Source organism: Mesorhizobium sp. B2-4-7 (genome assembly GCF_006442685.1).
Taxonomy (GTDB): domain Bacteria; phylum Pseudomonadota; class Alphaproteobacteria; order Rhizobiales; family Rhizobiaceae; genus Mesorhizobium.
In genome coordinates this window covers 264,223-281,717 of sequence record NZ_VFVH01000001.1, presented here as the reverse complement: position 1 = coordinate 281,717, position 17,495 = coordinate 264,223, and the positions used below count along the sequence as shown (strand labels likewise).

21 protein-coding genes are annotated in these 17,495 nt (G+C 63.9%); 12 read left to right on the top strand and 9 right to left on the bottom strand.

The window, feature by feature from the left end:
* Positions 1 to 5 precede the first annotated feature (5 nt).
* Together FJ946_RS01415 and FJ946_RS01410 are read right to left on the bottom strand one after the other, a co-directional pair.
* Positions 6 to 1,148, bottom strand: a complete 1,143-nt coding sequence (locus FJ946_RS01415) for an NAD(P)/FAD-dependent oxidoreductase (protein ID WP_140565077.1) — start codon at positions 1,146 to 1,148, stop codon at positions 6 to 8.
* A 69-nt stretch (positions 1,149 to 1,217) separates the two neighbouring features.
* Positions 1,218 to 1,703, bottom strand: coding sequence for an Lrp/AsnC family transcriptional regulator (locus tag FJ946_RS01410; protein ID WP_181165174.1), 486 nt, complete (start codon positions 1,701 to 1,703; stop codon positions 1,218 to 1,220).
* 96 nt (positions 1,704 to 1,799) lie between these two features.
* On the opposite strand from FJ946_RS01410, the gene FJ946_RS01405 reads away from it, so the two are divergent.
* Genes FJ946_RS01405 through FJ946_RS01395 form a run of 3 tightly spaced genes read left to right on the top strand, consistent with a single transcriptional unit; the run spans position 1,800 to position 5,407 of the window.
* Entirely contained in the window at positions 1,800 to 3,008 is a 1,209-nt protein-coding gene (locus tag FJ946_RS01405; RefSeq protein ID WP_140565079.1) for a diaminopropionate ammonia-lyase, read from the top strand.
* On the top strand, positions 3,005 to 4,231 hold the full coding sequence (locus FJ946_RS01400) for a Zn-dependent hydrolase (RefSeq protein ID WP_140565081.1): 1,227 nt from the start codon (positions 3,005 to 3,007) through the stop codon (positions 4,229 to 4,231). The genes FJ946_RS01405 and FJ946_RS01400 overlap by 4 nt, the downstream gene beginning before the upstream one ends.
* Positions 4,232 to 4,249: 18 nt before the next feature.
* A complete protein-coding gene (locus FJ946_RS01395) occupies positions 4,250 to 5,407 on the top strand; it encodes a M20 aminoacylase family protein (RefSeq protein ID WP_140494367.1) in 1,158 nt (385 codons plus the stop codon).
* A 213-nt stretch (positions 5,408 to 5,620) separates the two neighbouring features.
* Here the strand turns inward: FJ946_RS01395 and FJ946_RS30650 are convergent, their stop codons facing one another.
* Positions 5,621 to 5,761, bottom strand: a complete 141-nt coding sequence (locus FJ946_RS30650; protein WP_181165131.1) for a hypothetical protein — start codon at positions 5,759 to 5,761, stop codon at positions 5,621 to 5,623.
* Between the two features lie 110 nt (positions 5,762 to 5,871).
* Between FJ946_RS30650 and FJ946_RS30645 the strand changes: the two genes are divergently transcribed.
* The 6 genes from FJ946_RS30645 (at position 5,872) to FJ946_RS01370 (ending at position 10,399) form a co-directional block, all read left to right on the top strand.
* Positions 5,872 to 6,045, top strand: a complete 174-nt coding sequence (locus tag FJ946_RS30645; protein ID WP_181165130.1) for a hypothetical protein — start codon at positions 5,872 to 5,874, stop codon at positions 6,043 to 6,045.
* Between the two features lie 69 nt (positions 6,046 to 6,114).
* Positions 6,115 to 8,208, top strand: a complete 2,094-nt coding sequence (locus tag FJ946_RS01390; RefSeq protein ID WP_140494365.1) for an ATP-dependent helicase — start codon at positions 6,115 to 6,117, stop codon at positions 8,206 to 8,208.
* Between the two features lie 8 nt (positions 8,209 to 8,216).
* Positions 8,217 to 8,990: a 4-hydroxy-tetrahydrodipicolinate reductase gene (gene dapB, locus FJ946_RS01385; protein WP_140565083.1), complete on the top strand. Its 774-nt coding sequence runs from the start codon at positions 8,217 to 8,219 to the stop codon at positions 8,988 to 8,990.
* Positions 8,991 to 9,494: 504 nt separating this feature from the next.
* Positions 9,495 to 9,698, top strand: a complete 204-nt coding sequence (locus FJ946_RS01380; protein WP_140494361.1) for a DUF680 domain-containing protein — start codon at positions 9,495 to 9,497, stop codon at positions 9,696 to 9,698.
* A 44-nt stretch (positions 9,699 to 9,742) separates the two neighbouring features.
* Positions 9,743 to 9,970 carry a DUF680 domain-containing protein gene (locus FJ946_RS01375; protein ID WP_140494359.1) on the top strand — a complete coding sequence of 76 codons (228 nt, stop codon included), beginning with the start codon at positions 9,743 to 9,745 and terminating at the stop codon, positions 9,968 to 9,970.
* Positions 9,971 to 10,159: 189 nt separating this feature from the next.
* Positions 10,160 to 10,399 carry a DUF680 domain-containing protein gene (locus FJ946_RS01370; RefSeq protein WP_140565085.1) on the top strand — a complete coding sequence of 80 codons (240 nt, stop codon included), beginning with the start codon at positions 10,160 to 10,162 and terminating at the stop codon, positions 10,397 to 10,399.
* Between the two features lie 47 nt (positions 10,400 to 10,446).
* On the opposite strand, the gene FJ946_RS01365 is transcribed toward FJ946_RS01370, so the two are convergent.
* From FJ946_RS01365 to purM, 5 genes are all read right to left on the bottom strand, one after another.
* Entirely contained in the window at positions 10,447 to 10,956 is a 510-nt protein-coding gene (locus FJ946_RS01365) for a histidine phosphatase family protein (protein ID WP_140565086.1), read from the bottom strand.
* A 51-nt stretch (positions 10,957 to 11,007) separates the two neighbouring features.
* On the bottom strand, positions 11,008 to 11,349 hold the full coding sequence (locus tag FJ946_RS01360) for a type II toxin-antitoxin system HicB family antitoxin (RefSeq protein WP_140494354.1): 342 nt from the start codon (positions 11,347 to 11,349) through the stop codon (positions 11,008 to 11,010).
* Positions 11,346 to 11,579 (bottom strand): type II toxin-antitoxin system HicA family toxin, encoded by a 234-nt coding sequence (locus FJ946_RS01355; RefSeq protein WP_224519204.1) that lies wholly within the window; start codon positions 11,577 to 11,579, stop codon positions 11,346 to 11,348. Before FJ946_RS01355 ends, FJ946_RS01360 begins: the two co-directional genes overlap by 4 nt.
* Positions 11,580 to 11,660: 81 nt before the next feature.
* On the bottom strand, positions 11,661 to 12,374 hold the full coding sequence (gene purN, locus FJ946_RS01350) for a phosphoribosylglycinamide formyltransferase (RefSeq protein ID WP_140565088.1): 714 nt from the start codon (positions 12,372 to 12,374) through the stop codon (positions 11,661 to 11,663).
* A complete protein-coding gene (gene purM / locus FJ946_RS01345; RefSeq protein WP_140494348.1) occupies positions 12,371 to 13,447 on the bottom strand; it encodes a phosphoribosylformylglycinamidine cyclo-ligase in 1,077 nt (358 codons plus the stop codon). The genes purN and purM overlap by 4 nt, the downstream gene beginning before the upstream one ends.
* A gap of 172 nt (positions 13,448 to 13,619) precedes the next feature.
* On the opposite strand from purM, the gene FJ946_RS01340 reads away from it, so the two are divergent.
* The 3 genes from FJ946_RS01340 to hdaA are packed head-to-tail and all read left to right on the top strand — an operon-like array spanning position 13,620 to position 16,075.
* Positions 13,620 to 14,177 (top strand): CDP-alcohol phosphatidyltransferase family protein, encoded by a 558-nt coding sequence (locus FJ946_RS01340; RefSeq protein ID WP_140495033.1) that lies wholly within the window; start codon positions 13,620 to 13,622, stop codon positions 14,175 to 14,177.
* On the top strand, positions 14,149 to 15,336 hold the full coding sequence (locus FJ946_RS01335; protein ID WP_140494346.1) for an AI-2E family transporter: 1,188 nt from the start codon (positions 14,149 to 14,151) through the stop codon (positions 15,334 to 15,336). The genes FJ946_RS01340 and FJ946_RS01335 overlap by 29 nt, the downstream gene beginning before the upstream one ends.
* 34 nt (positions 15,337 to 15,370) lie before the next feature.
* A complete protein-coding gene (gene hdaA / locus FJ946_RS01330) occupies positions 15,371 to 16,075 on the top strand; it encodes a DnaA regulatory inactivator HdaA (protein ID WP_140515482.1) in 705 nt (234 codons plus the stop codon).
* A 396-nt stretch (positions 16,076 to 16,471) separates the two neighbouring features.
* Here hdaA and FJ946_RS01325 read toward each other — a convergent pair whose 3' ends face one another.
* Positions 16,472 to 17,482 carry an ABC transporter substrate-binding protein gene (locus FJ946_RS01325; protein WP_140520617.1) on the bottom strand — a complete coding sequence of 337 codons (1,011 nt, stop codon included), beginning with the start codon at positions 17,480 to 17,482 and terminating at the stop codon, positions 16,472 to 16,474.
* Positions 17,483 to 17,495: the final 13 nt, after the last annotated feature.

The window sequence follows — 17,495 nt, the reverse complement described above, 5'->3', positions numbered from 1 at the left end:
TCAGCTCATACCGGCAGGGTTTCGGCCGTCCTTTTTCTGTTCTGCCGGAGACGAATGTCGTCGGTGATCGCCCGGGCTTCGATTCCGATTTCGCGCAGCAGGCCGGTGACCGAATTGTGGAAGCCGACGAGATAAAGACCGAGTTCCGAAGCGCGCGCATTGACGCCGCTGGCGCCAGGCTCGACGCCGGGCTGGAGGAATTTGGCATAGGCTGGGCGGTAGCCGGTGGCGAAGATGATCGCGTCGAAGTCGCTGTGACGACCATCGACGAAACGGGCGCCGCCCTCTGATATCTCGGCAATGTCGGGCGCGACCTTGATCGCGCCTTCGCGGATCTTGCCGATGGTGCCGACATCGATCACCGGGATGCGCGACGCCAGGGATATCTGCTCCAGCAATCCCTGCTTGGGCCGTTTGAGCCCATATTTCTCCAGCCTGCCCAACACCAGATCGAGGATGATAGGGAACACGGCGTCATTGACGCGTCGCGGCCCCAGGCGCGTCGCCATGCTGACGACCTGGATGGGCACCCCGAGCAGTTCGCGCGGCACGATATGGACGCCGCCGCGCACGGAGATCGTCGGATGCGCGCCGCCTTCCGCCAGGTCGAGCGCGATCTCGGCGCCGGTGTTGCCCATGCCGATGACCAGCACCGACTGGCCGGCAAACGGCGTGTTGTTGCGGTAATCCGCGCTGTGCAGACTTTTGCCCTTGAAACTGCCGGCGCCGGCGAATGCCGGCATCAGCGGCTCGGCATTGTATCCCGAGGCAATCACCACATGGGAAGCGCGCACGGTGCCTGATGTCGCTTCGACGCCCCAGCTTCTGCCCTGTCGGCCGATCGCCCGCACCGCTTCTCCAAAGCGGGGCCGCAGATCGAAGCGTTGCGCATAGGCATCGAGGTATTCGACGAACAGATCACGTGGCACATAGCGCGGATAATGCCTGGGGAAGGGCACGAAGGGCAGGGATGAATAGCGCTTGGTCGTGTGCAGGTGGACGCGCTGGTAGTGGCGCCGCCAGGCGGGAGCGGGCTGCTGCTCTTTTTCAAGCAAGATGAAGTCGACCCCGGCCTGCCGCAGGCACGCGGCAACGGCCAGGCCCGCCGGCCCGGCACCGATGATCGCAACCGGGGTGGTGTCGTGCAAGCGCGCCTCCCGCCGCCAATTCGCGATGCGGAGAATGGCGAAAGCATGCCAGACATGCAACCTGATAGCTCATCCCGGCAGCGGCACCGTCAGGCCGACCTTGACGCGGTCCATGGCCACGAAGGTGCGGAATTTGCGGACATTGTTGCTGTTGAAGAACAGGCGCCGCGTCAGCGCCTCATAGGCGCTCATGTCGGCCACCGTGATGGCCAGGATGAAGTCGGCCTCGCCTGTCACATAGTAGCACTGCTGGACTTCCGGCGCCGCCAGGAATTGCCGCTTGGCCGCGTCGATCAGTTCGGTGCGTTCGCTTTCGAGTTCGACCTCGACGAAGATGGTGATGGGCTGGCCGACCGCCGCCGGTTCGATGACCGCGACATTGGCCGCGATGACGCCGGTCTGTTGCATGCGCTTGATACGGCGCTGCACCGCCGGCGCCGACAGGTTCACGGCCTCGCCGATCAGTCGCTGCGGCGTCGTGTTGTCCTTCTGCAGCACGGCGAGAATGGCGAGGTCGAAACTGTCGAGCGAGGCTGGCAACGCGGGCAATGGCATGTCCTGAGGAAACAAACTTGCATTTCGGGGCCTTGAATACAGCACTTTTTGCGCCTGCCTTGCAATATAGTCTCGTTGTCAGCCAAGGAGGCCTTGATGTTTCTGCTCAACCGCAATGCCTTGCACGGCAGCCCACTCGATCCGGTCGACGCCGAAACGCTTGGGGTTGCGGGGGCCGACGCGGCCGAGCGTTTCCTGTCCCATCGCGACAATCATCAGGAGACGCCGCTGCATGCGCTGCCGGCGCTGGCCGCCGAACTGGGCATTGGCGCCATCCACCTCAAGGATGAGGGTTTTCGCCTCGGCCTCGGTAGCTTCAAGGCGCTTGGGGGCGCTTATGCCGTCGTTCATCTGGTGCTGGAGGAAGCCGGCCGCCGGCTTGGCAGGCCGCTCGGCATCGCCGATCTCGATCAGCCCGATGTCAGGGCGGTCGCCGCCACCATGACGATGGCTTGCGCGACCGACGGCAATCACGGCCGCTCGGTGGCACAGGGCGCGCGGCTTGTCGGCGCGAGGGCGGCGATCTTCGTCCATGCCGGCGTCAGCGACGAGCGCATCACGGCTATCGCCCGCTACGGCGCCGAGATGATCCGCGTCGACGGCAACTACGATGATTCGGTCAGGCAAGCCGCACGCGTCGCGACGGACAAGGGCTGGACCGTCGTGTCCGATACGTCGTGGCCGGGCTATGAGCGCATTCCAGGCCTCGTCATGCAAGGCTACACCGCGATCATGCGCGAGGCGCTGCGCCAGCTCGGCGAACCGCCCACCCACGTCTTCGTCCAGGCCGGGGTCGGCGGCATTGCCGCTGCCCTGGCTGGCCATCTCGCCATCGTGCTCGGTGATGCCAGGCCGGTCTTCACCGTGGTCGAGCCCGCACGTGCCGCTTGTATCTTGGGCGCCGCCAGGGCTGGCCATCCTGTCAAGATCGCGCATGGCGAAGCGACTGTCATGGCGATGCTCGAATGCTACGAGGCGTCGCCTGTCGCCTGGCGCGTGCTGGCGCGTGCCGCCGACACCTTCATGACCGTCGACGAGGAGGATGCGGTCGCTGTGATGCGGAGGCTTGCGCGGCCGGCCGGCGGCGATCCGGCCATCGTTGCCGGCGAAAGCGGCGGGGTCGGCCTGGCCGGACTGATCCGGGCGCTGGCCGACAACAAGGCCGAACTCGGCCTCGACCGGCTCTCGCGGGTGCTGGTCGTCAACACCGAAGGCGCAACCGATCCCAGGCGTTATGCCGAACTCGTCGGCGTGGCCGCCGCGGACGTGCTTGCGGGCAAGGTACTTTCTGGAGCAACGCCATGATCTCGGTCGACGCGCGGCGGCTGCTTGGCCGTATTCGGGACCTCGGCGCCATCGGCCGCGACGGCGAGGGCCGGCTGGTGCGGCTTGCCGCCTCGGACGCCGACCGGCAGGGCCGCGACCGCTTCGTCGGCTGGTTGCGCGAGGCGGGGCTCGAAGTCGCCATCGACCGCATGGGCAATATCTTCGGCATCTGGCGGACGCCTGGGAATGCCGGGCAGGCGCCGATCCTGATAGGCTCGCATATCGATACGGTCATAGATGCCGGCATTTATGACGGCTGCTACGGCGTGCTGGCCGGGCTGGAGGCAATCGAGACACTGAAGGCGTCAGGCTTTGTCCTGTCGCGCCCGTTGGCCGTCGCCGCCTTCACCAATGAGGAAGGCGTGCGCTATTCCCCCGACATGATGGGCTCGCTGGTTCATGCCGGCGGTGTTGCGATCGACGAGGCGCTGGCGGCCGTGGGGACGGACGGCAGCGTGCTCGGGCAGCAACTGGCGCGCATCGGCTATGCCGGCGACGAGCAGCCGGGCTTCCTCAAGCCGCATACCTATCTCGAACTGCATATCGAGCAGGGCCCGGTGCTGGAGCGCGAAGGCGTGCCGATCGGCGCGGTGGAAAACCTGCAAGGCATCTCCTGGCAGCGCATCACCATCGACGGGGTCGCCAACCATGCCGGCACCACGCCGATGTCGATGCGCAGCGACGCCGGCCATGCGGCCGCCCGTGTCGTCGCCTTCCTGCACGATCGTGCCAAGGCTTCGAACACGCCGACCGTCGCCACCGTCGGCACGATGCGTTTCGAGCCCAACGCCATCAACGTCATTCCCTCGCGAGCGATCTTCACCATCGACCTACGCGATCCTTTCGAGCACCGGCTGCAGGCGGAGGAAGCAGCACTCGCCGCTCACCTCGAAGAACTCGCCGCCGCCGAAGGCGTGACCATCTCGGTCGAGCGGCTGGCGCGCTTCGAGCCGGTGATCTTCGACAGCCGCATCGTGGAGCTGATCGAGGCCGCTGCCATCAGTCGCGGGCTGGTTTCGAAGCGCATGACGTCCGGCGCCGGCCATGATGCGCAGATGATGGCGCGTATCGCACCTGCCGCGATGATCTTCGTGCCGAGCGCCGGCGGCATCAGCCATAATCCGCGCGAATACACCGAGGATACCGAGCTCGTCGCCGGCGCCAACATTCTGCTCGATGTCGTCACCCGACTTGCAACCTAGTTTGAGAGGGGCGGAGAAATGGCCAAAATCGATCTCGATGCCTTGAAGCAGGAGATGACCGGCTGGCGGCGCGATCTGCATGCCCATCCGGAATTCGGGTTCGAGGAAAAGCGCACCGCGGCCTTCGTCGCTGCCAAACTGCGCGAATTCGGCCTCGACGATGTGACCGAGGGCGTCGGCGGCACCGGCGTCGTCGGCACGCTGAAGCGCGGCAGCGGCAACAGGGCGATCGCGCTCAGGGCCGATATGGATGCCCTGCGCATCACCGAGCAATCGGCTGTGGCCTATGGCTCGCAAAATCCCGGAATCATGCACGCCTGCGGCCATGACGGCCACACCACCATGCTGCTCGGCGCGGCGAAGCTGCTGGCCGGGGAGGGCGGGTTCAACGGCACGGTGCGCTTCATCTTTCAGCCGGCCGAGGAGTGGGGCAGGGGCGCGCTGGCCATGCTCGACGATGGGTTGATGCGCCGCTTTCCCTTCGATGAGATTTTCGGCCTGCACAATCTGCCCGGATTGCCGATTGGCCATTTCGAAACCCGCCCCGGCCCGATGATGTCGGCCGAGGATATCTTCGAGATTGTTCTGAGAGGCCGCGGCGGCCACGCTGCCGGGCCGCAGGACGGCCGGGAGACACTGGTCGCCGCTTGCGCGCTGGTCACCAATCTGCAAACCATCGTCTCGCGCCGGCTGAGCCCGGCCGACATATCGGTGGTCTCGGTAACCGAGCTGATCACCGACGGCACCCGCAACGCGCTGCCCGGCCTTGCCCGTATCCTGGGAGACGCCCGCAGCTTTCGCCCCGAGGTCAGCGCCGAGATCGAGAAGCAGATGCGCACCATCGCCGCCGGCACCGCCGCCGCCTACAACGTCACCGCCGAGGTCGCCTACAGCAGGGAATTCGTGCCGCTGCACAACGACGCCGAATTGGTCGACGAGGCCTTTGCAGCCGCCGGAAACGTGTTCGCGCCCGAAGGCGTCGCCGTCGCCCGCGAGCCGATGACCGGCTCTGAGGATTTTGCCCGTTTCCTCGCTCACGTGCCCGGTTGCTTCGTCTTCCTCGGCAATGGCGACACGGCGCCGCTGCACAATCCGAGCTACGACTTCAACGATGACGGCCTGCTGTTCGGCACGAATTTCCATGCCGCGGTCGTCAGACGGCGATTGGGAGCATGAACGGCGCGGTCGTTCCGGAATGTGGCGGGAAGCCAAAGGGGTGGAATCCCCATGACGCTACGGCAAGACTCAGCTAACATCCATATTGCGGCGGACCTGATATCCGCCTGGCCGGCGCTATCAGGCACCTCCCAAGCGGCGCCGGCCGTCCTTTCCAGGCTGTGCTTTGTGCTGTCCCGCCGTGGTCCGCGGCGTTGCTGCACGCATGTCAACTCATTTGCCGGTCTTATCGGCTACAGGATTGCCGTCGGCGTGCGGGTTTTCCGCTGCCGGAGCCTTGGTTGGCGGGACGTTGTTGTCGCAGGCCGACACGGCCAGAACGATCAGCAGAAGGCCTAGGGAGAGCTTCTTCATCGCTACCTCCTCTCGTCTGACAACGAGACGACTTCCGTTTGGTTGCGACGATCAAGCCGAGGAACAAAAGCTCATGTCTCCGGTTGGATCAGGCAAAGGAGGACTGCTGGATGATCCGTCTGCTCTTGGCCTGCACCATCGCCTTCGTCACTTACCGCCTCGCGCGCAAGCTGATCGAGGACGTACCCGACACCGTAGATCCCCTGTTGCTGCCAGTCCCGAAGAATGATCGGGAGACATTGCGCAGGCAGTCGGCAGCGATGGGTGTCGATCCGGAACGCTGACCTGTCGACCCTGAGCTCGCCGCGCCGCTTCCTTGTTGCGAACAAAGCGGAAACGATGCTTGATGGGCGATGAACCTTGCCGCTCATGATTCGACATTTCGGGAACCGACCGACCAGCCTGCTTATCTCGCAAGGCTGAACGATGCCCAACGCCAGGCTGTCGAGCATGGCGACGGCAGGATCGCCGGACCGCTGCTGGTCATTGCCGGCGCCGGCTCGGGCAAGACCAACACGCTGGCGCATCGCGTAGCCCATCTCATCGTCAAGGGCGCTGATCCGCGCCGCATCCTGCTGATGACGTTTTCACGCCGCGCCGCCTCCGAAATGGCCCGGCGCGTCGAGCGCATCGCCGGCGAGGTGCTCGGCCGTGACGCCTCGATCGTCACTGACGCGCTGACCTGGGCCGGCACCTTCCATGGCATCGGTGCACGGCTGCTGCGCGATTACGCGCAGGAGATCGGCCTCGATCCGGCGTTCACCATCCACGATCGCGAGGATTCGGCCGACCTGATGAACCTGGTGCGCCACGAACTCGGCTTCTCGAAGACGGAAGCGCGCTTTCCCACCAAGGGCACCTGCCTTGCCATCTATTCGCGCGCCGTCAACGCGCAGGCGCCGCTCGGCGAGGTGCTGGGCTCCGCCTTTCCATGGTGCGCCGGATGGGCCGAACAGCTGAAGCAGCTGTTCGCCGGCTATGTCGAGGCCAAGCAGGCGCAGAACGTGCTCGATTACGATGACCTGCTGCTCTACTGGGCACAGATGACCGCGGAACCGGAAATTGCGACGCATCTGGGCGGGCGTTTCGACCATGTGCTGGTCGACGAATACCAGGATACCAACCGGCTGCAGGCCTCGATCCTCATGGCGCTCAAACCCGATGGCGCCGGGCTGACGGTGGTCGGCGACGATGCGCAATCGATCTATTCGTTCCGCGCCGCCGAGGTGCGCAATATCCTGGACTTCCCAAACCAATTCGCGCAGGCCGCCGATGTGGTGATGCTGGAGCGCAACTACCGCTCGACCGAAACCATTTTGGCCGCCGCCAATGCGGTGATCGGCGAGGCCTCGGAACGCTTCACCAAAAACCTGTGGTCGGAACGCAAATCCGCCGCCAAGCCGAGGCTGGTGACTGTACGCGACGAGGTCGAACAGGCCAATTTCGTCTGCGAGGCCATCCTGGCCGAGCGCGAGGCCGGCACGGCACTGAAATCGCAGGCGGTGCTGTTTCGCGCCTCGCACCACAGCGGGCCTCTGGAAATCGAGCTGACGCGGCGCAACATTCCCTTCGTCAAGTTCGGTGGGCTGAAATTCCTCGATGCCGCTCACGTCAAGGATGTGCTGGCGGTGCTGCGCTTTGCCGAAAACCCGCGCGACCGCGTCGCCGGATTTCGCGTGCTGCAGCTTTTGCCGGGCATCGGCCCCTCGGCCGCGGCGCAAGTCGTGGAGACGATGACATCGGCGCTGGACGAGGCGATGGGCCTTGCCGGCTGGCGGCCGCCGCAGCGCGCGGCGGATGACTGGCCGGGCTTCGTCTCGCTCTACTCCGGCCTGCGTGCCGGCGCCAAATGGCCGGCCGATCTCGAACAGGTCAGGCTCTGGTACGAGCCGCATCTCGAGCGCATCCACGAGGACGCAACCACGCGCCGGGCCGACCTTCTGCAGCTCGAGCAGATCGGATCCGGCTACGCTTCGCGCGAACGGTTCCTGACCGAGCTGACGCTCGATCCGCCGGACGCGACCAGCGACCAGGCCGGGCCGCCGCACCGCGACGAGGATTATTTGATCCTGTCGACCATCCACTCGGCCAAGGGCCAGGAGTGGAAGAACGTGTTTGTGCTCAACACCGTCGATGGCTGCATTCCGGCCGATCTCGGCGTTGGTACCAGGGAAGATATCGAGGAGGAGCGCCGGCTGCTTTACGTGGCGATGACAAGGGCCAAGGACAGCCTCAACCTGGTCATGCCGCAGCGCTTCTTTGCGCATGGCCAGGCGGCGCGCGGCGACCGCCATGTCTATGCCTCGCGCACGCGCTTCATCCCGGCCTCCCTCCTTGCGGCATTCGAACAGACGGTATGGCCGGCAGCGCAAGCAGCGCCGGGCAGGGCGCCCCGGCCGGAGATACGCGTCGACATTGGCGCGCGCATGCGCGGCATGTGGAAATAGTCGCGGCGATGGCGCCAGTCAGGATCGCAATTGCCGGTGCGCTCGGCCGCATGGGGCGCCAGATGGCGGACGCCGTGCAGGCCGACTCGCGGCTGGCGCTTACTGCCCGCTTTCATCGACCGGGCGTCGTCGGCGATGGCCTGGTCAGTCGCGACGAGGCGCTCGGCCTGGCCGATGTGGTCGTCGATTTCACCACGCCGGCGGCATCGGCCGATCTGGCGAGAGCCTGCGCCGGCCGTCGCGGGCCTGCCATGGTCATTGGCTCGACCGGTTTCGATGACGCTGAATTGGCAGCCATCGCCGATGCCGCGAAAACCGTTGTCATCGTACGCTCCGGGAGCTTTTCGCTTGGGCTCAACATGCTGGTCGGATTGGTCGAGCAGGCGGCGAGAGCGCTCGGTCCCGCGGACTGGGATGCAGAGATTTTAGAGGCGCATCACCGCCACAAGATCGATGCGCCATCTGGCACCGCCCTGATGCTCGGCCAAGCCATTGCCGACGGACGCGGCGTCGAGCTTGATGCGATGGCGAGGCGTGTTCGCGACGGTGTCACCGGTGCGCGGCCTGCCGGCGAGATCGGCTTCGCGGTGCTGCGCGGCGGCAGCATCGTCGGCGAGCACAGCGTCAGCTTCTGCACCGGGGGCGAGATCGTCACCCTGTCGCATGCGGCCGAGGACCGCGTCATGTTCGCCCGTGGCGCCATCGCCGCAGCCCTCTGGGTGACCGGGCGACCGCCCGGTCAATACGATATGCGCGACGTCCTTGGCTTTGGCGCTTCCTGACGGGCCAGAACCCGCCGCTTTCCATTTCTCCAGTCGCCAAAATGATTGAAAGCTTGAGCCTGCCGCGACCGGAGGCGAAGCCTCCGCGTGGAGAATGCGGGGCGCCTTTTGGCGCGTCCTTCAGCCCGTTTGCAGCGACAATGACGACCCAGCCGCGAAGCAAACGCCCGGATGCGGTCACTCGCGCGGGCATCACGTAGATAAAACCGAACCGTTCGGTTCGATTTATGTTGACGGACCGTACATCAAACGGTGAACGTACGCTCTGCGCAAACGGGTGGGCTCAATGGAATTTTCTAAACAACTCATTGATTTAACGGGACAAAATTGTGGCAGCCAGCGATGTCGTTTCAATTTCAAGGGCCGTCCCACAGCTTTTTTGGCACATTTTCGTGACTGGAAACGACAACACCGCAGACCCATCTCGGGGTGGTCCGAGCGACGCGAAATCCTCCCAAGGGCACGCCACTAGACGGACAGAACAAACATACTGGAGTAACCAAAATGACCAAGATCGCTCTTACCGCCGCTGCCATCCTCGTTGCCACGGGCACCGCTTTCGCCGGCAGCGACAATTATGGTTCGGCCAACGCCAATCAGCCCGCCGCCGCTGTCGACCATTCCGTCACCGCTTCGATCTCGAAGACGAATGGAACCGTCCAGGCCCCGGCTTCGCAGGGCGCCGACCGCAACCTTTTCGGCCGTTGATCGCGACTGCCGACATCAACCAACTTGAACTCAGGAGTAAAGAAATGACCAAGATCGCTCTTACCGCCGCCGCCATTCTCATTGCCACGGGCAGCGCCTTTGCCGGCAGCGACAATTATGGTTCCAACAATGTCAACCAGCCGGTTGCCAACCAGTCGACCTCCAACATCGACACCACGCATACCGGCTCGATCACCAAGTCCATAAAGGCGCAGGGCGACGCGAATGCCAACGTGCCGGCTCAGTCTGGCCAGGGCATCTGGGGCCGTTGATTCTGTAAGTCTTCGACCACAAAGAGCGGTGGGCCCGGCCCGCCGCTCTTGTTTTTTGCGCATGACCAATCCTCCAAGCTCGGCAGAAAACAATCCGAGCCCAGGAATAAAACAGAACTGCCTGGGGTCTTGTCCTTAGCGGAACCGTCCTCCCAAGACGCCGCCTAACGGATGAACCAGGAGATTGAAATGAACAAGATCGCCCTCGCCACCGCCGCCATCCTCGTTGCGACCGGCAGCGCCTTTGCCGGCAGCGACCATTATGGCTCCGACAATGCCAACCAGCCCGTCGCCCCGATAGCGGGCGTGGATCACGTTGTCACCGGCGCGCTCACGGAGACGGGCATGGCCGGCCACGAGACAGGCGATGCCAAGACGAAGCCCGCTACCGACTGGCGCGAACCCGGCCAGGGCATCTGGGGCAACTAGCGGCCCGGGCGCGCAGTGGCCCTGGTTGCCCGCTCAACCCTGGATTTCTAGCGCAGATCCTTCAGACGCAGGCAATGCGTCAGCCGCGCGGACGACAGGTTGGACCAGTCGCCCTGGAAAACGAGGCGCGCAAAGGCTGCCGTTGGAAATTTTCCTTCGAGCCTCCTGCGCGCCTTGGCCTCTGACCCTGGCCCGGCAAGCTGTTTCGCCAGATATTGCAGACCGGGATTGTGGCCGACCACCAGCAAGCTGTCGTTCGACGGATCGGCTTGACGAATCTGGCTCAGAATATCCGTCGCCGAGGCTTCATAAAGCGCCTCGGAGAACGCGACTCGTGGATGCGCTGGCAACTCCGCGTCCACCAGCCGCCAGGTCTCACGGGTGCGCAGCGCCGGCGATACCAGCGCCTGGTCCGGCAGCCACCCGCGCGCCGCGAGTTCGCGCCCTATCAATTGGGCCGCCTTCAATCCGCGTTCGGCGAGCGGCCGGTCGAAATCGGGGAGGTTGGGATCGTCCCAACTCGACTTGGCGTGGCGCAGCACAAACAACTGTTTCACGATACTCCCGGTCGAATGGCGGATGCAGATGGAGGCAGGACAGCTGCTGGTTCAGGCAATTTGCTTTTCGGCGGCCTCGCGCAAGACTTCTTCTCCCCACTGGTTCAGGCTCTTGCCTGCGAGTTCCGCTGCCATTGCGACTTTTGAATGAACCGAGGGGTCAACGCGCAACATGAGATTGCCGGAATAAGGTCTTTGCGGCGACTTACCGATTTTCGCGCAAGTTTCGACATAGTCGTCCACGGCTTCATGGAAGGCGGCTTTTAGCCCCGCGACAGTTTCTGAATGGAAGGATACGCCGTCTCGAATACCGGCAATACGGCCGAAGAAAATCTCGTCATCGTCATCATAATCAACACGGGCCGAATAGCCCTTGTAGGTCATCGCATTCATGGCTTCACTCCGATCCTCGACAAGAATTGGCGAGCATCCCGTACTTGATATCGCTTTGCTTCCTTTGAAGGGTGCGGCCGGTGGAACGTCTCGACTTCGCTCTTAAAGACAAAACGCACGCGTGAGCCGCTTCCTTCGATCACCTGGCAACCAACGGCGACCAGCAAGGTTTCGACGGCAATCCATTCGATACTGCCCGAAACTGGATCGGTGAATATCGCCTTGAGCACGCGCCTATGCTTGCTGTTCATGCAAGCATGAGATAGGCGAGTGCGCCAAAGTTTGCAATCAAATTATGACTGCAAAAATGCCTACGGCGTGATCCGCGCCAATTGCTCGAAATCGATTTCCTCGCGCAGCGGGCTCGGTGCAATGATCATCGAGGTTGCATTGTCGGCATCGTCGGCGAAGCGGGCAAACACGGTGTGGCCCTTTTCCATCCGGGCCTTGCCCTCGGCGACCAGCCCCAGCGCCAGCGGATAGAGCTGGTGTTCCACCTTCAGCACTCGTGCGGCAAGTGTGTCGGCATTGTCGCCGACCATTACCGGCACCGCCGCCTGTGCGATGATCGGGCCGTCATCCATCTCGGACGTGACGAAATGCACCGTGCAGCCATGGATACGCATACCCGCCACCAGCGCGCGCGCATGCGTATCGAGCCCCTTGAAGGCCGGCAGCAGAGCGGGGTGGATGTTGATCATGCGACCCTGCCATTTCTGGACGAGGCCGGTGGTCAAAATGCGCATGTAGCCGGCCAGTGCCACGATCTCGGCATTGAAGGCCGTGAGGGCCGCATCGATCGCGGCGTCGTGCGCCTGCTTGCTGGCGTGGTCGGCCCGGGAAATCACCTGGGTGGCGATGCCGCGCGCCCTCGCCATGCCGAGCCCGGCGGCATCCGCCTTGTCGGAGATGACGCCGACGATTTCGGCGGGGAAAGCCGGGTCGCTGGCGGCGGCGATCAGCGCCGTCATGTTGGAACCGCGCCCCGAGATCAGAACGACAGTGCGTTTCTTCTGCGCACTCATAGACCGATCGAACCCCGATAGATGACGCCGGCGTCGCGGCGCGGCACGATCCGGCCGATCGGCGTCACCGTCTCGCCGGCTTCCTGCAAGACGGCAGCGACCTGCGCCGCCTGGCCGGACGCCACCGCCAGGATCATGCCGATGCCGCAGTTGAAGGTGCGCATCATCTCTTCGGGCGCCACACCGCCGGTTTTGGCCAGCCATGAGAACACAGGCGGCACGTCGATGGCGTCGAGATCGAGCTCGGCCGAGAACTCCTTCGGCAGAACGCGCGGAATGTTTTCGGGGAAGCCGCCGCCGGTGATATGGGCCAGCGCCTTGATGCCGTGCGTGTTGCGGATCGCCTTCAGGATCGATTTCACATAGATCCGGGTCGGCTCGAGCAGCGCCTCGGCCAATGTGGCCTCGTCATTGAAGGGAGCCGGATCGGTCCATGCCAGGCCGCTGGTCGCAACGATGCGGCGCACCAGCGAAAAGCCGTTCGAATGCAGGCCCGACGAACCCAGCCCCAGCAGCACGTCGCCCTCGACGATGTCGTCGGTGGGCAGAAGCTGGCCGCGCTCGGCCGCGCCCACGGCAAAACCGGCAAGGTCATAGTCCTTGCCGTGATACATGCCGGGCATTTCGGCCGTCTCGCCGCCGATCAGCGCGCAGCCGGCCTGCCGGCAGCCCGCGGCGATGCCGCCGACGATCGCCGCACCCTGGTCCGGATCGAGCTTGCCAGTGGCGAAATAGTCGAGGAAGAACAGCGGTTCGGCACCCTGCACGACGATGTCGTTGACGCACATGGCGACGAGGTCGATGCCGATCGTGTCGTGCTTGCCGGCGTCGATGGCGATCTTCAGCTTGGTGCCGACGCCGTCATTTGCGGCGACCAGCACCGGGTCGGTAAAGCCGGCGGCCTTGAGGTCGAACAAGCCGCCGAAACCGCCGATCTCGCCATCGGCGCCCGGCCGGCGCGTCGCCTTGACCAGCGGTTTGATCTTCTCGACCATGAGATTGCCGGCATCGATGTCGACGCCAGCCTCGGCATAGGTGAGCCCGTTCTTACGCTTGACTGTATCGCGCTTCATATCTGGCTTGTCGCTGTTTCCTTTGCGGCTCTTCGCATGAACGGTTTCGGTCCGCAAGGAAAACGGCGCTGAAACTGCCGCTCCCCACCAGGGGAAGCTCGGCAGCTTCTCTCTTGCGTCCATCCCCCATCTCCATCATCTATCGTTCAGACAGAAGCGACGGGACATGCGCTTGACCATCCCCAACCTGATCACAATCATGCGCCTTGTCCTGGTGCCTGCCGTGGTGCTGGCCATGCTCCAGGCGCGCTGGGATTGGGCCTTTGCCGGGTTCCTCGTTGCCGGCATCTCGGACGGCGTCGACGGCTTCATCGCCCGCCGGTTCAACCAGCATTCCAAGCTCGGCGCCTATCTCGATCCGGTGGCCGACAAGCTGCTCCTGGTTTCCGTGTTCGTCGTCCTGGGCTTCATCGGGCAATTGCCGCTGTGGCTGGTCGTCACCATGGTGTCGCGCGACGCGCTGATCATTTGCGCGGTGCTGTTGTCCACCGTGATGGCCCATCCCGTCGAGATGAAGCCGCTCCTCGTCTCCAAGGTCAACACCGCCATCCAGATTGTACTGGCGGCGCTGGTACTGGGTGAGCTTGCTTTTTCGATCCATCTCGATCCACTTCGTCCCGCCCTCATAATGCTGTCCGGGGTCTTGACCGTGGCTTCGGCCGCAGCCTATCTCGTGGCTTGGCTGAGGCATATGAGCGGCTATGGCGAAGGCTCCACCCCGGGCACCTGACAAAGAAGCTGCGGCGAGCGCGCCGGCGGCAGCCGGGGATGATCCATCCGCCGGATTCCGCCGGCAGATCTTCTTCTGGCTTGCCGGCGTCGCCGCGCTCGCGCTTTTCCTCTATGTCTTCAGCGCCATCCTCTTGCCCTTCGTGGCCGGCATGGTGCTCGCCTATTTCCTCGATCCCGTGGCCGACCGGCTGCAGCGACTCGGCCTCAGCCGTTTCATGGCAACGGTGGTCATCCTCATCACCTTCCTTGTCGTGCTGGTGCTGGCCTTTGTCATCCTCATCCCGGTGCTGGCGACGCAGATGGCCGATTTTGCCGGCAAATTGCCTGAGTACCTGACGCGGCTGCAGAGCCTGATCACCTCGTTCGATCCAAAATGGCTGGAACAGAAATTCGGCGTCAACGCCAATGGCCTGCGCGACGGATTGAATTCACTGCTGACATCCGGCTTCGGTCTGCTGACAACCGTGTTCACCTCGATATGGAGTTCGGGCGTGGCGCTGGTCTCGGTGATCAGCCTGTTCGTGGTGACGCCGGTGGTCGCCTTCTACATGCTGCTCGACTGGGACCGCATGGTGGCGGTGATCGACAGCTGGGTGCCGCGGGACAATGTCGCCACGGTGCGCGCCATCGCCAGGGACATCAACACGGCAACGGCCGGCTTCGTGCGCGGGCAGGGCACGCTGTGCCTGGTGCTGGGCGCCATGTATGCCACCGGCCTGACGCTGACCGGTCTCAATTTCGGCATCCTCATCGGCCTGTTCGCCGGGCTGATCTCCTTCATCCCCTATGTCGGCTCGCTGACCGGGCTGGTGCTGGCCGTCGGCGTTGCCTTCGTCCAGTTCTGGCCGGACTGGACCATGGTCGTCGCGGTCGCGGTGGTGTTCTTCATCGGCCAGTTCATCGAGGGCAATATCTTGCAGCCGCGGCTGGTCGGCAAAAGCGTCGGCTTGCATCCGGTGTGGCTGATGTTCGCGCTGTTTGCCTTCGGCGCGCTGTTTGGCTTCGTCGGTCTGCTGATTGCGGTGCCTGCATCGGCCGCGGTCGCGGTCCTGGTGCGCTTTGCCATTGCGCGTTATCTGGAATCGCCGCTCTACAAGGGTCACGGCAAGGCCGTGCCGCCATTGCCGGCCGATCGTCGCAAAGGCATCAATCCATGATCCGGCCTGGCCGGGTCGCGCGGCTGAGCCTGGCATGAGCGACCAGAGGGCCGACCCGCCGCGCCAGCTGCCGCTCGATCTCGGCCATGGCACCGGCTATTCGCGAGACGAACTCGTCGTCTCCGGCACCAACAACCAGGCAGTGGCGCTGGTCGACCGCTGGCCGGACTGGCCCTCGCCAGTGGTCGTGCTCGCCGGTCCGGCCGGTTCCGGCAAGACCCATCTGGCCTCGATCTGGCGGGCACGGGCGGATGCCGTTCAGGTCGACGCGCACCGCGTTGGCGACAGCATTGTAAATCTCGGTGCCCGGCCGGCGCTGATCGACGACGTCGATACCGGCACAGTCGACCAGCAGGGGCTGTTTCATCTGATCAATGCGGTACGCGGCAGCGGCTCGCATTTGCTTTTGACGGCGCGCCGCTTTCCCTCGGCCTGGGGCGTCACGCTGCCGGATCTGGCGTCGCGGCTGAAGGCTGCGGCAACCGTCGAGATCCACGAACCCGACGATCTCCTGCTGGCAGGTGTCATCACCAAGCTGTTCGCCGACCGACAGGTCGAGGTCGAGCCGCATGTCGTGCAATATCTGGTGCGCCGCATCGAGCGCTCCCTGGCGACGGCCATGCGCGTGGTGGAGCGGCTGGACCGCGCCGCGCTCGAACGCAAGACGCCGATCACCCGGGCGCTGGCGGCTGAAACCGTCAGCGCCATGGACGAGGGGCAGGGCGAGTTCGAGGTTTAGGGCGCGATGGTCGGCCGGCCAGCAAACGGTGGTTTCCATGTCCCTTTAACCGTCCCATTTCGGGAAACAAAGCTGGCACCGATCTTGCGATACAAGCTTGCCGGCTGACCCCGGTCCTGATTGCGTTCCAAATCAGGTTGTAGGCTCGCCGGGAGTGGGGCGGTTGGGGTTCTCGCCCGGCGAGCTTACCTTCATGTGACTTCAGTCACCCTCACTATTGCTGCGCGTTCGGCTTGCCCGCGCAATGCCAAGCTAGGTGAGAGAAGAACGGGTATTCGTCAATTGACGGATACCAAAAATGGCGACGAGGCCACCGAGTCGCTGAAATGCCGGCGCTCGGTGAACTCCGTGGCTAAGGCGAACGAGCCATATGCCCGCTGCTTGGCGTTGATCTCGTCAGTTGGCCTTCTTCGCCTTGTTCACATAGTCGTTCGTGTACGTCTGCGTGATATCGATCTTGGCGTTGGCCACATCAGGCGAACCGAGAGAGAAAACGTCGAGCACGGCCTGCGCGCCTTTTGGATCCATGAGCCCGGTGGTCGAATACATGGGGATCGCATTTTTCAACGCGGCCAGATAGGCGTCCTTGTCGCTGCCGATCAGATTGTCGGGAATCTGGGCCATGATCTCTTCGGCGCTGTGGGAGTGAATGTAATCCAGCGTGGCAAGCATGGCATTGGTCAATCCCTGCGTTGCTTGGGGATGCGCGGCCATCCATTCCGGCCGGGTGTAAAGCGCTCCGCCGGGATAGTCGCCTCCGAATACCGCCTCGGTATCTTTCTGGGTGCGCGTGTCCGCCAGGATGGTCAGGTCCTTATGCCTGGCCTGAAGCACGGTGACGGCCGGATCGAGCGTCACCACGGCGTCGATCTGCCCTTGCTCCATGGCGGCGACAGCGGTAGCGCCCAGCCCAACGCCGATCACGGCGGCGGATGTCGGGTCGATGCCGTTCTTCTGCAGAAGGAACTTCAGGAAGAAGTCGGTCGAGGAACCGGGAGCGGTCACGCCGACCTTTTTGCCAGCAAGGTCCTTCACTGACTTGATCTTGCCGGTCTGGCCCGGCGCCACCGCCAGCACCAGTCCCGGGAACTGGTCGTAAACGACGAAGGATTGCAGGCGCTGGTTCTTGGCGGCCAATTTCACCGTGTGATCGAAATAGCCGGACACCACATCCGCGCTGCCACCCAATACTGCGGTCAGCGATTGAGAACCGCCCTTGAAATCGACGAGGTCTGCATCGATGCCGGCTTTTTCGTAAGCGCCGATCTGTTTGGCGAGCACGGTCGGCATATAGCAGAGGCATGACGCTCCGCCGATCGAAATGGTGACCTTTTCGGCGGCCCCCGCGTCTGTGGCCACCGCGAGCAATACGACGGCGGCGGCCGCCAGTTTCGAAATGATCCTCATGATCTCCTCCTTG